Here is a 12,565-nt window from a genome sequence, read left to right as displayed (position 1 = left end):
CGCCCCCCCGCTCGATCGCCGATCCGATTCGCTCCAGCAGCTTCATGCGGTTGGGCAGGCCGGTCAACGGATCTTGTAGAGCTGCACGCTCGAGAGCGCGCTCGGCTTCGACAACGTCGGTCACCTCCCGCACCACCGAGAGCACCTCCGCCGCTGAACCCGCCGGTCCATGTCGGAACGGGGTGGTGCGCCGCGAAAGCCACCTCAGCGAGCCGTCCGCCGCACGCACCCGGTACCGGATGCTGACGCTCTCCCCATCCGGCAGGGAGGCAGCGTCCCGGTCCGCTGCCCGGACGACGTCGATGTCCTCGGGCACCACCGACTCCAACCCGTCCTCGGGGGCGGCGGTGTCGCCGGGTGAGCCGTCCTGGTTCGGCCCGGTCAACAACGACCTGACGTTGCGCGAGGCCCACTTCACGGTCCCGGTCTCGACATCGGTGAAGATGGTGACGTCCGGCGATGCCGTCAGCACCGCATCACGGAACGCGCGCGCCTGCTCGAGCTCGGCGCGCGCCTCACGCTCGGCAGTGACGTCCTCGGACAGCACCATCGCGCCGACGATTCGACCTGTGTCATCGCGCAGAGGTCTGGTCTTCACGGCGAAGATCGCACCCGTCCGGGAACCTACGGAGTCGAAGGACGACTCCTCCCCATCGATGGCCGCTGTGTAGAACGGCTTCAGCCGGGCATAGACCTCCGGCGGGACAGTGTCTTGCAGCAGCTGCCCCTCCATCCGCCGCGGGTCGTATCCTTCCGCCAGCAGTCCGGCACCTTCGACGAGTATGAATCGCAGGTCGCGATCGACGACCAGCACCGACGTGTGCGGGAGGTTCGCCGCCAGCTGCCGATACCGGGCCTCGCTTGCGTCGTCGAACATCGCAGGTGAGCGGAGCAACGGTCCGTAGAAGCGGCGCATCCCCAGGTAGACGACGCCGGCGAGTGCCGTCGAGGCCGTCACCATCACATCGACGGTCCCGCCCATCGACTCCCGCATCGCGTCCAGGGTTCCCATGCCGGAATCGGTACCGAGATGCGATGCGTGAGTGCCGAGCCCGGCCGTCAGATGCCACGCATGGATCAAGTGGTGGGCGGCACACGTCGTGAAGATCGCGGCGGTGGCGACCGCGAGCCGGTTGTTACGAAACTGCCCGGTTCGCAACAGCCCTCGGACGATGAACAGCACGATCCCCGAGTACGCAGCAGCGGTGATCCCGTTGAGGATCACCACCCAGAGCCACCCACTCACCGCGATCGCTCATCGGCTCGGTACACCGGGCTCACGAGTCGGTTCGAGTCGACGACGAGCACGATGCGACCCCCCCAGGTTCGTAGCGCGTTGCACAGAATGATCGGACCGGGACCGGAATTCGGTACTTCACCACCGAAGACCCGCATTGACCAGCGTTTCAGCACATTGTGTTTCGCGAAGGTTATCGCAGTTCTTTTTACACTGCTGCCGTTCGGGCAGCCGCGAATCGGGCGTTTCGCCGGATAATCCGCACCTTCGGTCCGCCGCCGAACGAACGCGATGCGTCGGGTAAGAAGCTCTCATGCCCTTCGCCGATGAACTACTCGGTCCGGACGCAGCCCACACGCTGTTTCGGACCATTCGTACGGCTGCTCCGAAAGCGGATTTGTCGTTGCTTCGAGAGTCGTCGGACGGGTTGGCTCCACTCGCACTCCGAGCCCGCGCCGACCTGCTGCGTGACGCGCTACTGACAGGGCTGCCGGGCGACTACGCCCAGTTCGCTCGAACCATCCGACTGGCCGCTGCGGATCCCGACTTTCGAGGCTGGTCGGTCTGGCCCGTGACCAGCGCCGTCGCATCGAAGGCCGTCGACGAGCGCACTGCGACCGCGTTCGACGACGGGATGTCCTTGCTCGCCGAGCTCACCGGCCGACTGACCTCCGAATTCGCCATCCGGACCTTCCTGCGAACCGATCTGGATCGGGCTCTCGCCATCGCGGCCGAGTGGACGCAATCACCGGACGAACACGTTCGCCGCCTCGCGTCGGAAGGCACCCGACCGTACTTGCCGTGGTCGGTGAGAGTGCCCGAAATACTTGCGCGCCCCGGCGTGACCGTGCCGATTCTGGACAGGCTGTACCGAGACGACAGCGACTACGTTCGGCGGTCGGTTGCCAACCACCTCAACGACTTCAGCCGAGACATCCCGGATGTCGTCGTCGGGACCGCGGCACGGTGGCTGGGCGAGCCGGACGCCAACACCGACCAGCTTGCGCGCCATGCGCTTCGGACGGTGATCAAGAAGGGGAACACCGACGCGCTCGCGTTATTGGGTTTCTCCCCGGCCGACCTCGAGGTGACGGGCCCTGCCGTGGACGTGACCGAGTTGCAGATCGGCGAGAGCCTGGGATTCACCGCGAAAATTCGCAACGTCGGCGTCGAGCCCGCAAAGATCGCGATCGACTACGTCGTCCACCACACCAAAGCGAACGGCGGAGTGACAGGGAAAACGTTCAAGCTGACGACCAAGACAGTCGCGCCCGGAGAGAGCATCGAGGTAGTGCGCCGACACTCGTTCAGAACGTTGACCACACGCAAGTACTACCCCGGCCCGCACTCGATCGAGCTCCAGATCAACGGTGTGAGTTACGGTCTCGCGGAGTTCGTGCTCGTCCGCTAGCCGCGAGTTTTGTACCACGCACATGCGGCACATCGGCTACGTCCGTACGGTCGATGAGGTGCGTGGACAGTGGCGGTGGCTGGCGGTGGTGCTCGGCATCGCCGTGCTCGTCGCCGCGCCCTCGGTGATCGAGCGCCTGCCCGTCGCCGCGTCGGACATCGGTGCGGCGGAACTGCTGTCTCGGGTCCAGTCCTCCACCGCAACACCGTATTCGGGCTACGCCCAGGCCGTTGGCGGCGTCACCCTGCCGGTCACCGACGGACTCGGCGGCCTACCGGATCTGCTGGGCGACACCACGACCCTGCGCGCCTGGTACCGCGCCCCGGACAGCTTTCGCGTCGACACCGTCCGCCTCGCCGGTGAACGCGGTCTCTACCGGTCCCCGGCTCTGCTGTGGAGATGGGACTACGAACAGAACACGGCCGTGGCAAACCCGGTCCCCGAACCGAGCCTGCGTCTGCCGCGCGAGGCCGATCTGCTGCCGCCGGAGCTCGGGCAGCGGTTGCTCAGTGAGGCGACCACCGACGAGGTCACCCGGCTGCCGACCCGCCGAATCGCCGGCCGGGACGCCCCTGGCCTGCGGCTCGTCCCCGCCGAGTCTCAGAGCACCATCACCGAGGTCGACGTGTGGGCCGACCCCGACAGCGGGCTGCCACTGCAGGTCGACGTGCTCGCCGGCGGGGCCGCTCGCCCTGTTGTCAGCACCGCGTTCCTGGACTTCTCACCCGAGATGCCCGACGCCGACACCGTCCGTTTCGTCCCGCCCCCGGGAACCGATGTGCAGCAGCAGGACGGCCTCGACATCGCCTCGTTCGCCGACGGGACCGACTCTCCCCGTCTTCCGTCGACTCTGTCCGGACTGGATCTGCGGGCCCGCGACGAACCGGGATCCGTCGGGATATACGGCCGCGGAGTGACCGAGCTGATCGCCGCTCCGCTGCCGCGTCGCGCCGCGCGCGGGCTCGTCGACCAGTTGCGGGCCGCTCCCGGCGCAGTCGTGACCGGCGACAGCGTCGCACTGTCGATCGGACCGCTGAACGTCCTGATCACCGAGCCCGCCGGAGACCGCCGCCGATATCTGCTCTCCGGCACCGTCACCGCAGAAACCTTGGCCACCGCCGCCCAGCAGCTCGAAGGAGCAGCCACATGATCCGCACGACCGGCCTCACCAAGCGTTACGGATCGGTGCGGGCCGTCGACGGCGTCGACCTCAACGTGCGCGCCGGCGACATCTACGGCTTCGTGGGCGCGAACGGCTCCGGCAAGACGACGACCGTTCGGATGCTGCTCGGGCTGGTCCTGGCCACCTCCGGGCAGATGCAGGTGCTCGGCGAGGAGATGCCCCGACGACGCAGGAGCGTGCTGCCGCGGGTGGGTGCACTGATCGAGAACCCCGCCGCCTACCCCAATCTTTCCGGGCGACGAAACCTCACGCTGCTCGACGCGGCCGGCCCCGGTGGTTCTCGGCGCACCCGCACCGCCCGCGTCGGCGAGGCCCTCGAGCAGGTGGGCCTCGCCGGGGTCGGACGCAGGCCGGTCAAGCAGTACTCGCTCGGCATGCGGCAGCGCCTCGGCTTGGCCGCGGCCCTCATGCGTACCCCCGAGCTGCTGATACTCGACGAGCCGACCAATGGCCTCGATCCACAGGGAATCCTCGAGATTCGAGAGTTGTTGCTGGACTTGCATTCCCGAGGCACCACCGTCTTCCTCTCGAGCCACCTGCTGGCCGAAGTGGAGCAATTGTGCGACCGAGTGGGAGTGCTCGATCGAGGTCGCCTCGTTCTGCAGGATCAGCTCTCTGCATTCCAACAACCCACCGGCCGAGTGCTCGTGCGTACCCCCGACCCCGCCGACGCGGTGACGGTCCTGTCCGACGTGGAGGACGCCACCGTGCTCGAGCGTGACGGGCAGCAACTCGTGATCGAACACCCTGATCCGGCCCTGCTCAATCGACTGCTCGTCGAAGGCGGAGTCCGGGTGAGCGAGTTGAGCCCGCAGCAGATGAGCCTCGAGCAGTCGGTGCTGGCGGTCACCGGTGCCAGCTCGGACCGAGTCGACGGTCCCGCTGGCCCTCGCGAAGGTTCCGTCCGATCGGAGGTGACCGCATGATCGGCGTCGAACTGCGCGCGATGCTTCGCCGACCCCGCACCTGGGTCGTCATTCTCCTGCTGAACCTGCTGCCCACCATCGTCGCGGGCCTGCTGGCACTCACCGACGTCGGTCCGCGTCCCGGCGACGGCCCTGCCTTCCTGTCCGCGGTGACCACGAACGGCCAGCTCTTCCCACTCGCCGCTCTCGCCATCGTGCTCCCGCTGTTTCTTCCGGTCGCGGTGTCGGTCATCGCCGGCGATTCCGTCGCCGGCGAGGCTCAGGCCGGCACCCTGCGTTACCTGCTCGCCCGCCCCGTCGGACGAACGAAGCTGTTGGTCGCGAAGCTGATCTCGGTGGCCGCCTTCGTGCTGCTGGCCGTGGTCATCGTTGCTGCCGTCGCATACTTCGTCGGCACGACGCTGTTCGACACCACGTCGTTGGCCGGCGTGTCCAGCGTGTCCGGCACGGTACTGACAGACGAACAGGTCGCCGTGCGCACTGTCATCGCCGTGCTCTACGTGACCCTGTCGATGCTCGGAGTTGCTGCCATGGGGCTGTTCCTGTCGACCCTGACCGACTCGCCACTCGCGGCGACGCTGGGCGCGTTGGCCTTCCTCATCGCCAGCTCGCTACTGCTGACGCTGGACGCCGCCGACGCCATCGCGCCGTACCTTCCGACGCGGTACTGGCTGGCCTTCGTCGATCTCTTCCGCGACCCGGTGCCGACGCGGGACTTGGTGCGCGGCGTCGGATTGCAGGGCGTCTACGTCGTCGTGCTCCTGGGTGCCGCGTGGGCGAACTTCACCACCAAGGACATCACGAGCTGAGACGGCTGCAGTCGGCTGCGCCGAGCTCGACGGTAGAGCTGCCGTCCAACTGGGCCGAGACCATCGCGCCGACGAGAGGATCACGGGGCAGGTTTCCGTGGTCGACGGCCGAGTCCGCGCACACGCTTTGCACGGTTATGTCGATCGCCCCGTCGAGGCGGGCCGAGTTCGGCGGGGTCACCACTTGATCCAGTTCGGTCCAGATCGACACCCACTGCGGCCCGTCCGGCGTCTCGTCGCCCGAGTTCAAGCCGGCCAGCACGGAGCTGTCCGGGGCCAGTTGCTGGCAGGCCGTCGGGCACCGGTCGGGCAGGACCTGGGCAGCCAGCCCCGCCACCTGGGTGCCGTGGTGCGGGGAGCCCAGGGTCACGATGCGTCGAGCCTGCTCGGCACCGCCCAGATCGGCAGCCCAGATCCGGGCCACCACCCCGCCGGCGGAGTACCCGACGACGTCGACCGAGGTCGCTCCCGTCCGAGTCAGAGCCGCGTCGACGGCGTCGCGCAGTGTCTGCGCCTGTGCGGTCAGGTCGCCGACGCCACCATCGGGCAGGGCCACGACGGTGGCGTCGCGGCCGTTCTCCCGTAGTTCCGCCGCAAGCACCTCGAGAGCATCGGTGGATCCGCCGAACCCGGGTACCAACAGCACCGGGCCGGGAACGGACTGGTCGACGCTCGCGACGGGGTCGTTCGTGGTCCGCGATGCGACGAAGGCCGCCACGGCCACGACGAGCCCGATCAGGACGAGAGCGAGTACGACGTACGCGAGGCGACGACGGGCCGGGGCGAGGGAGGCGAACACCTCGTCCAGTGTGCCCGTCGACGGTGGTGCGGAAGGTCAGGGTGTCTGCGGTTCAGCTTTCGATGGCGGTGATCGCGTCGACAGCGATGACGACGGTGACGTAGGGAGACCCTGTGGGGACCTCGGTGAGGGCGACGGTGATGAAGCCACCGTCGTCATCGTTGTTGTCGACGGCCCCGATCTTGCCGACATGCTGGTGTCCGTCGATGGTGCTGATTCGGACGGGGGTTTCGGTATCGGAGTAGTTGGTGAAGATGACGGCGTCGATCATGTGGTGTTCCTGTTCGTTCGGTGATGGATGTCGCGGGGTCCGCGAGGCTGACGAGTCCGACGCTCACCGGAGCGGAATACGAAAAAGCCCCTCACAGATTTGTATCGGTGAGGGGCTGAGTCTGAGCCGCCTAAGAGAATCGAACTCTTGACCTTTTCATTACGAGTGAAATGCTCTACCGACTGAGCTAAGGCGGCGTGCCTTTCGGCGTTGGTGAGTCTAACGGAGCATCGGGTCGAAACGAAAATCGCCCTCCCTGGCGGTCAGCCCGCGAGGCCGAGTCCTTCCGCAGGCCCGCTGAGGATCGTCTTGACGTGCCTGGTCAGGTCGTCGGCGAGCACTTCGGTCTCCCCCGCCTCCAGGGCGTCGAGTACCTGGCGCACCACGTCGCGCGGGTCGTTCTTCGGGACGTCGAGTTCGGCGATCATGTCGGTGTCGGTGTACCCGAGATGCACCCCCACAACGAGGGTTCCCTGCGGTGCGAGCTCGAGCCGGAGCGAGTTGGTGGCCGACCAAATCGCCGCCTTCGATGCCCCGTAGGCACCTGCACCGCCGAGCCACGACAGCACCGAGTGAATGTCGATCAACGCCCCGCCGCCGTTTGCCTTCAGTATCGGAGCGAACTCTTGTGCGATTCGCAGCGCGCCGAAGACATTGGTCTCGAACACCGCGCGAATGTCGTCGATCGACGTCGTCAGCAACGGTGTCGTTCCGGGAGCGCCGGCGTTGTTGAAGACGATCGACACATCGGACGCGATATCGGCAAGTGCGGCAACGGAATCCGCGTCGGTGACATCGAGAGCAACGGGAACCACCCGAGGATCCGAGTCCTCTCGCGGGCTCCTCGCAGTCGCGTACACCTTCGTTGCCCCACGCTCGAGCAATGCGTCGACTGTCGCCTTGCCCAGACCGCGCTGACCGCCGGTCACCAATACCGTTGCTCCCGAAACAGACACCATCGAACTCACCCTTACGACAGAGGTTAAATGCTTTTGACTCTGTCAGTAGCAATTGACCAGTTCGACATAGTCAAATACTGTTCACTTATGTCACAGTCGCCGACGGAGCGCTTTCACCTCGCACCGGCACCCGACGGACTGCAGGTGGTTCAGAATCTGCTCAACACGCGAGCCATCGACGCGTACGGCCTCCCCGACCTCCTAGCGGACGGGAAGGCAGCATCGCTCGTGTGGGAGACCGCGCTGTCGGACGACGATGCGGCCACGCTGCGGGCTCTGCGCTCGGATGTCGAAGCGGCAATTGCCGGCGACCTGCCCACGCGTCCGGCCGTCCGAGCGGAACTTCTACCGGGCGGCGACGGCACCGTACGACTGATGCCGACCGGCACCGGGGCCGACTACATCGCGTCGAAAATGTGGTCCGAAGTGCTTCTCGCCCAACAAGCGGACACGTGGCGTCGACTCAAGCGATGCAAGAACGAGGCATGTGGATCTGCTTTCTACGACCGCTCCCGCAACAACAGCGGCGTCTGGCACGACGTGAAGACGTGCGGCAATGTCGCCAATCTTCGCGCTTCGCGGGCGCGGAAAAAAGCGATGGACTAACGCAGCACGTCGCCGAGCGTCGCGACCATCGCATAGATCGCAAATTTGGGTTTTGCGTTGACAGCCAACGACTCTCGGCATTCGAGGATCGCCTCGATGCTTTTCAGCAGAGCCTCGGGCGGCACGGCATTCGCCATTCGCTCGACCTGCTCGGCCATGTCGGGGTGCGTGGCCGTCGCGGTCGAGCCGTACGAACGTGCGAGCGCGTCGCGGTACAGGCCCACCAGGTCCATCAACGCCCGATCCAGCGAGTCGCGGCCGGTTCTGGTGGCGCGAGACTTCTGCCGCTTCTCCAGGTCCTTGAGCACGCCCGCCGAGCCGCGCAATGCTCCGGCAGCGCCCTTACCTGTGCCTCCGGCTCCGAGGGCCGTGCGCAACTCCTCGGTCTCGGCCTCGTCACGAGTGGCACTCATTTCCTTGGCCTCGTCCTCGGCGGCCTTCACCAGTTCCTCGGCTGCGAGGTACGCCTGATTGGGGCGAGCAGCAGCCGACGCCAGGGCAAGTGCCCGCTTGCGTCGCGCCCGCGCGTCCTCGTCGGTCGCGAGTCGGCGTGCTCTGCCCACATGGCCGCCGCTGATCGACGCGGCCCATTCCGCCGTCTCGGCGTCGAGCTTGTCGCGGGTCTGCAGCACCTGCGCGATGGCCGGCACGGTGGGCGTCACCAACGAGACGTGCCGGCAGCGCGAGCGCAGCGTCACCGAGATGTCCTGCGGATCGACCGACGGAGCGCACAACAGGAACACCGTCCGAGCGGGCGGCTCCTCGACGACCTTGAGCAGTACGTTTCCGGCACCCTCGGTGAGTCGATCGGCATCCTCGACGACGACCACCTGCCACAGACCGGTGCTCGGCCGACGCGACGCGACCGAGACGATGTCTCGCATCTCCTTGGTGCTGATGCTCAGACCCTCCGGGATGACGCGTCGCACATCGCCGTGAGTGCCTGCCATCGTCGTCGAGCACGCCTGACAGTGTCCGCACCCCGGAGTGCCCTCGGTGGTGCACTGCAACGCCGCAGCGAAGCACAGGGCGGCGATGGAACGCCCGGACCCGGGAGGGCCGGTGAAGAGCCACGAATGCGTCATCGCCGACGAGTCGACGCCCGTACGAGCAGCCACTGCTGCAGCCGTCAGATCGGCCTCGACATCTTCCTGACCGACCAAACGATCGAACACACCCGCCATGCTGGCAACCCTAACGGTTGGGACCGACTAGTCCCGGCGCACTGTTCCCGGACAGTGCCGAACTCGAAGCTGTGGACGTGATCGCTGCCGATTCCATCCACAACTTCGAGTTCGCGAGCTACTCGCCGTCGGTCTTCTTCGCCGGTGCCTTCTTGGCAGCAGCCTTCTTCGTCGTCGTCTTGGCCGCCGTCGTCTTCGTGGCGGTCTTCTTGGCTGCAGCCTTCTTCGCGGCAGCCTTCTTGGCCGGTGCCTTCTTCGCGGCGGCCTTCTTCGCCGGTGCCTTCTTCTTCACCGGGCCACGAGCACGCCTGTCCGCCAACAACTCCGACGCGCGATCGTCGGTGATCGTCTCGACCTCGTCGTCCTTGCGCAGACTTGCGTTGGTCTCGCCGTCGGTGACGTACGGCCCGAATCGACCGTCCTTGATCACCATCGGCTTCTCACTGATCGGGTCGACGCCCAGTTCCCGCAGCGGCGGCTTGGCCTCGCCCTGACGGCCCCGACGCTTGGGCTCGGCGTAGATCTTCAGAGCCTCTTCGAGACTGACCGTGAACATCTGATCCTCGTCGGCGAGCGAGCGAGAGTCGGTGCCCTTCTTCAGATACGGGCCGTAGCGGCCGTTCTGCGCGGTGATCTCTTCCTTGGACTCGGGATCGACACCCACGACGCGTGGCAACGACAGCAGCTTGAGCGCATCCTCGAGCGTGATCGTCGCCAGATCCATCGACTTGAGCAAGGAGCCGGTCCGAGGCTTGGGGCCGGTGGCTTTCTTCGCAGCAGCCTTCTTGGCCGGAGCCTTCTTGGCCGCGGCCTTCTTCACCGCAGTCTTGACGCCACCGCCGCCATCACCGTCGTTGCCGGACGGCACCGGGACGATATCGGGCTCGGGGGGCGTGGGTTCGGGTTCCGGCTCGGGCAGGATCTCGGTGACGTAGGGCCCGAAACGGCCTTCTTTCGCCACGATGTCGTGACCGGTCAGCGGATCCACACCGAGCTTGCGGCCCTCTTGTGGTGTGGCGAAGAGCTTTTCGGCAAAGTCGATCGTCAGCTCGTCCGGCGGCAAGTCGTCGGGCAGGTTGGCGCGCTGGCTGATCGGATCGCCGTCCGGATCGTCGTCGTTCTTGACCATGCGCTCGAGGTACGGACCGTAACGGCCGACGCGCACATGGATTTCGCGCCCCTCGGAATCGTCGAACAGACGAATCGAGTTGATGGTGCGCGCATCGATGTCTTCGAGGTTCTGGCCCACCATCTTCTTCAGGCCACCCGAGCGCGCCACCGAACCTTCGGCACCGGTCTCGCCGCCGAAGTAGAAGCTCTGCAGCCAATCTCCGCGCCGCTCACGGCCTCCCGCGATCGCGTCGAGGTCGTCTTCCATGCCTGCGGTGAAGTCGAAGTCCACCAGACGTCCGAAGTGCGCTTCCAACAACGCAATCACCGAGAACGCCACCCACGACGGCACGAGAGCGCTGCCACGCTTGTAGACGTAACCGCGGTCGAGGATCGTCTTGATGATCGACGAATACGTCGACGGCCGGCCGATTCCCAACTCTTCGAGCGTCTTGATCAGCGACGCCTCGGTGAAACGAGCAGGCGGGTTGGTCGTGTGACCGTCGGGATCGAGCTTGGTAGCCGTCACCGCCTGGCCGGCCTTCAACGCGGGCAGACGCGACTCGGCATCGTCGGTCTGACCGCCCGCCTCGTCGTCGACGCTCTCGACGTAGGCCTTGAGGAAGCCCGCGAACGTGATGGTGCGACCCGACGCGGAGAACGTGCACTCCTCGCCGGTACCGGCGGTTCCGGTGATGCGCAGGGTCAGCGTGGTGCCGCGCAGATCTGCCATCTGCGACGCGACCGTGCGCTGCCAGATCAGCTCGTAGAGCCGGAACTCGTCGGTCTGCAGCGCCGAATGCAGCTGACCGGGAGTCTGGAACACGTCACCCGAGGGGCGGATGGCCTCGTGCGCCTCCTGCGCGTTCTTGACCTTGCGGGTGTACTGCCGCGGAGTGGGGTGCACGTACTCCGGGCCGTACAGCTCGGTCGCCTGCGCCCGTGCCGCGGAGACCGCAGACGCGGACAGCGACGTCGAGTCGGTACGCATGTAGGTGATGTAGCCGTTCTCGTACAGACGCTGCGCGACACGCATGGTCCGCTCGGAACTGAACCGCAGCTTGCGGCCGGCCTCCTGCTGCAGCGTCGACGTCATGAACGGCGGGTACGGCTTACGCGTGTACGGCTTGTCCTCGGCGGACGCGACGGTGAGGTCGACGCCTTCGAGAGCGTCGGCGAGGCGTCGGGCATGCGGTTCGTCGAGAACGGTGACCGACTCGGTCTTGAGCTTGCCGTCGGGACCGAAGTCGCGGCCGGCGGCGACGCGATTGCCGTCGACGTTGACCAGCCGAGCTCCGAAACTGCGCGGGCTCGCCTCGGCCCCGGCGTCGAGGGTGGCAGAAATATCCCAGTACTCGGCGCTACGGAACGCCATCCGCTCGCGCTCACGCTGGACGATGATGCGGGTGGCCACGGACTGCACACGGCCTGCCGACAGCTTCGGCATGACCTTCTTCCACAGCACCGGGCTGACCTCGTAGCCGTAGAGGCGGTCGAGGATGCGGCGGGTCTCCTGCGCGTCGACGAGGTCTTGGTCCAGGTCGCGAGTATCGGCGGCGGCCGCGAGGATCGCCGGCTTGGTGATCTCGTGGAAGACCATGCGTCGAACGGGGACTTTGGGGTTCAGGGTCTCGAGGAGATGCCAGGCGATGGCCTCACCCTCGCGGTCGGGGTCAGTGGCGAGATACAGCTCGTCGGCGTCCTTGAGCAGGCTTTTGAGCTCTGCGACCTTGCCCTTCTTCTCGGGCGAGACGACGTAGAGGGCCTCGAAGTCGTGGTCGACGTCCACGCCCAGACGTGCCCAGGGCTCGCCCTTGTACTTGGCGGGCACGTCGGCAGCACCGCGAGGAAGGTCGCGGATATGGCCGACCGAGGCCTCGACGACATAGTTGCTCCCGAGGTAGGGAGCGATCTTTTTGGCCTTGGTCGGAGACTCGACGATGACCAGACGACGCGGCTCGGCGGAGCTGTCCCCCGAGCCGTTGTTACGTGCTGCCACCTTGCTGCCGAACCTTCCCTAGTGCGTTTTCACAAGCAGATTTGCCTGCCCCACTCCTAACAGACTGACAT

10 protein-coding genes, 1 tRNA gene and 1 pseudogene are annotated in these 12,565 nt (G+C 66.4%); 5 read left to right on the top strand and 7 right to left on the bottom strand.

What is annotated here, in order from left to right; all coding sequences use genetic code 11:
• Positions 1-145 precede the first annotated feature (145 nt).
• A pseudogene (locus tag ASH04_RS27065) lies at positions 146-877 on the bottom strand (PAS domain-containing protein); the annotation flags it as partial.
• 673 nt (positions 878-1,550) lie between these two features.
• Here ASH04_RS27065 and ASH04_RS01555 point away from each other — a divergent pair.
• Genes ASH04_RS01555 through ASH04_RS01540 form a run of 4 tightly spaced genes read left to right on the top strand, consistent with a single transcriptional unit; the run spans position 1,551 to position 5,566 of the window.
• Positions 1,551-2,648, top strand: a complete 1,098-nt coding sequence (locus ASH04_RS01555) for a hypothetical protein (RefSeq protein WP_057472588.1) — start codon at positions 1,551-1,553, stop codon at positions 2,646-2,648.
• 58 nt (positions 2,649-2,706) lie between these two features.
• Positions 2,707-3,798: a LolA family protein gene (locus ASH04_RS01550; protein WP_143536288.1), complete on the top strand. Its 1,092-nt coding sequence runs from the start codon at positions 2,707-2,709 to the stop codon at positions 3,796-3,798.
• A complete protein-coding gene (locus ASH04_RS01545; protein ID WP_032391304.1) occupies positions 3,795-4,757 on the top strand; it encodes an ABC transporter ATP-binding protein in 963 nt (320 codons plus the stop codon). Before ASH04_RS01550 ends, ASH04_RS01545 begins: the two co-directional genes overlap by 4 nt.
• Positions 4,754-5,566 (top strand): ABC transporter permease, encoded by an 813-nt coding sequence (locus ASH04_RS01540; protein WP_027494448.1) that lies wholly within the window; start codon positions 4,754-4,756, stop codon positions 5,564-5,566. Before ASH04_RS01545 ends, ASH04_RS01540 begins: the two co-directional genes overlap by 4 nt.
• Here the strand turns inward: ASH04_RS01540 and ASH04_RS01535 are convergent.
• The 4 genes from ASH04_RS01535 to ASH04_RS01520 all read right to left on the bottom strand — a co-directional run bounded on the left by ASH04_RS01535 (position 5,556) and on the right by ASH04_RS01520 (position 7,595).
• On the bottom strand, positions 5,556-6,365 hold the full coding sequence (locus ASH04_RS01535; protein WP_057472586.1) for a lipase family alpha/beta hydrolase: 810 nt from the start codon (positions 6,363-6,365) through the stop codon (positions 5,556-5,558). The genes ASH04_RS01540 and ASH04_RS01535 overlap by 11 nt on opposite strands.
• Before the next feature lie 52 nt (positions 6,366-6,417).
• The gene (locus tag ASH04_RS01530; RefSeq protein ID WP_027494450.1) at positions 6,418-6,636 is read right to left on the bottom strand and encodes a hypothetical protein; all 219 of its coding nucleotides are present in this window, start codon (positions 6,634-6,636) and stop codon (positions 6,418-6,420) included.
• 124 nt (positions 6,637-6,760) lie between these two features.
• Positions 6,761-6,833: transfer RNA gene (locus tag ASH04_RS01525), tRNA-Thr, on the bottom strand.
• A 66-nt stretch (positions 6,834-6,899) separates the two neighbouring features.
• Positions 6,900-7,595: an SDR family oxidoreductase gene (locus ASH04_RS01520; RefSeq protein WP_027494466.1), complete on the bottom strand. Its 696-nt coding sequence runs from the start codon at positions 7,593-7,595 to the stop codon at positions 6,900-6,902.
• Positions 7,596-7,682: 87 nt separating this feature from the next.
• Here ASH04_RS01520 and ASH04_RS01515 point away from each other — a divergent pair, with 87 nt between their 5' ends.
• The gene (locus ASH04_RS01515; protein WP_032369317.1) at positions 7,683-8,201 is read left to right on the top strand and encodes a CGNR zinc finger domain-containing protein; all 519 of its coding nucleotides are present in this window, start codon (positions 7,683-7,685) and stop codon (positions 8,199-8,201) included.
• Here ASH04_RS01515 and ASH04_RS01510 read toward each other — a convergent pair.
• Positions 8,198-9,385, bottom strand: coding sequence for a DNA polymerase III subunit delta' (locus ASH04_RS01510; protein ID WP_057472585.1), 1,188 nt, complete (start codon positions 9,383-9,385; stop codon positions 8,198-8,200). The two genes, ASH04_RS01515 and ASH04_RS01510, sit on opposite strands and share 4 nt — an antisense overlap.
• Before the next feature lie 118 nt (positions 9,386-9,503).
• Positions 9,504-12,494, bottom strand: a complete 2,991-nt coding sequence (gene topA / locus ASH04_RS01505) for a type I DNA topoisomerase (RefSeq protein ID WP_057472584.1) — start codon at positions 12,492-12,494, stop codon at positions 9,504-9,506.
• Between the last annotated feature and the right edge of the window lie 71 nt (positions 12,495-12,565).

Origin of the sequence: Rhodococcus sp. Leaf233 (genome assembly GCF_001426165.1) — a bacterium.
Lineage (GTDB): Bacteria > Actinomycetota > Actinomycetes > Mycobacteriales > Mycobacteriaceae > Rhodococcoides > Rhodococcoides fascians.
Note: the sequence above shows the minus strand (reverse complement) of the source record. Positions and strands in the feature narration are given on the sequence as shown.

What these genes read in the sequence shown, in the direction of transcription:
- ASH04_RS01555 (WP_057472588.1), top strand. Translation starts at nt 1,551, where the DNA reads ATGCCCTTCGCCGATGAACTACTCGGTCCGGACGCAGCCCACACGCTG.
- ASH04_RS01545 (WP_032391304.1), top strand. Translation starts at nt 3,795, where the DNA reads ATGATCCGCACGACCGGCCTCACCAAGCGTTACGGATCGGTGCGGGCC.
- ASH04_RS01540 (WP_027494448.1), top strand. Translation starts at nt 4,754, where the DNA reads ATGATCGGCGTCGAACTGCGCGCGATGCTTCGCCGACCCCGCACCTGG.
- ASH04_RS01530 (WP_027494450.1), bottom strand. Translation starts at nt 6,636, where the DNA reads ATGATCGACGCCGTCATCTTCACCAACTACTCCGATACCGAAACCCCC.
- ASH04_RS01520 (WP_027494466.1), bottom strand. Translation starts at nt 7,595, where the DNA reads ATGGTGTCTGTTTCGGGAGCAACGGTATTGGTGACCGGCGGTCAGCGC.
- ASH04_RS01515 (WP_032369317.1), top strand. Translation starts at nt 7,683, where the DNA reads ATGTCACAGTCGCCGACGGAGCGCTTTCACCTCGCACCGGCACCCGAC.
- ASH04_RS01510 (WP_057472585.1), bottom strand. Translation starts at nt 9,385, where the DNA reads ATGGCGGGTGTGTTCGATCGTTTGGTCGGTCAGGAAGATGTCGAGGCC.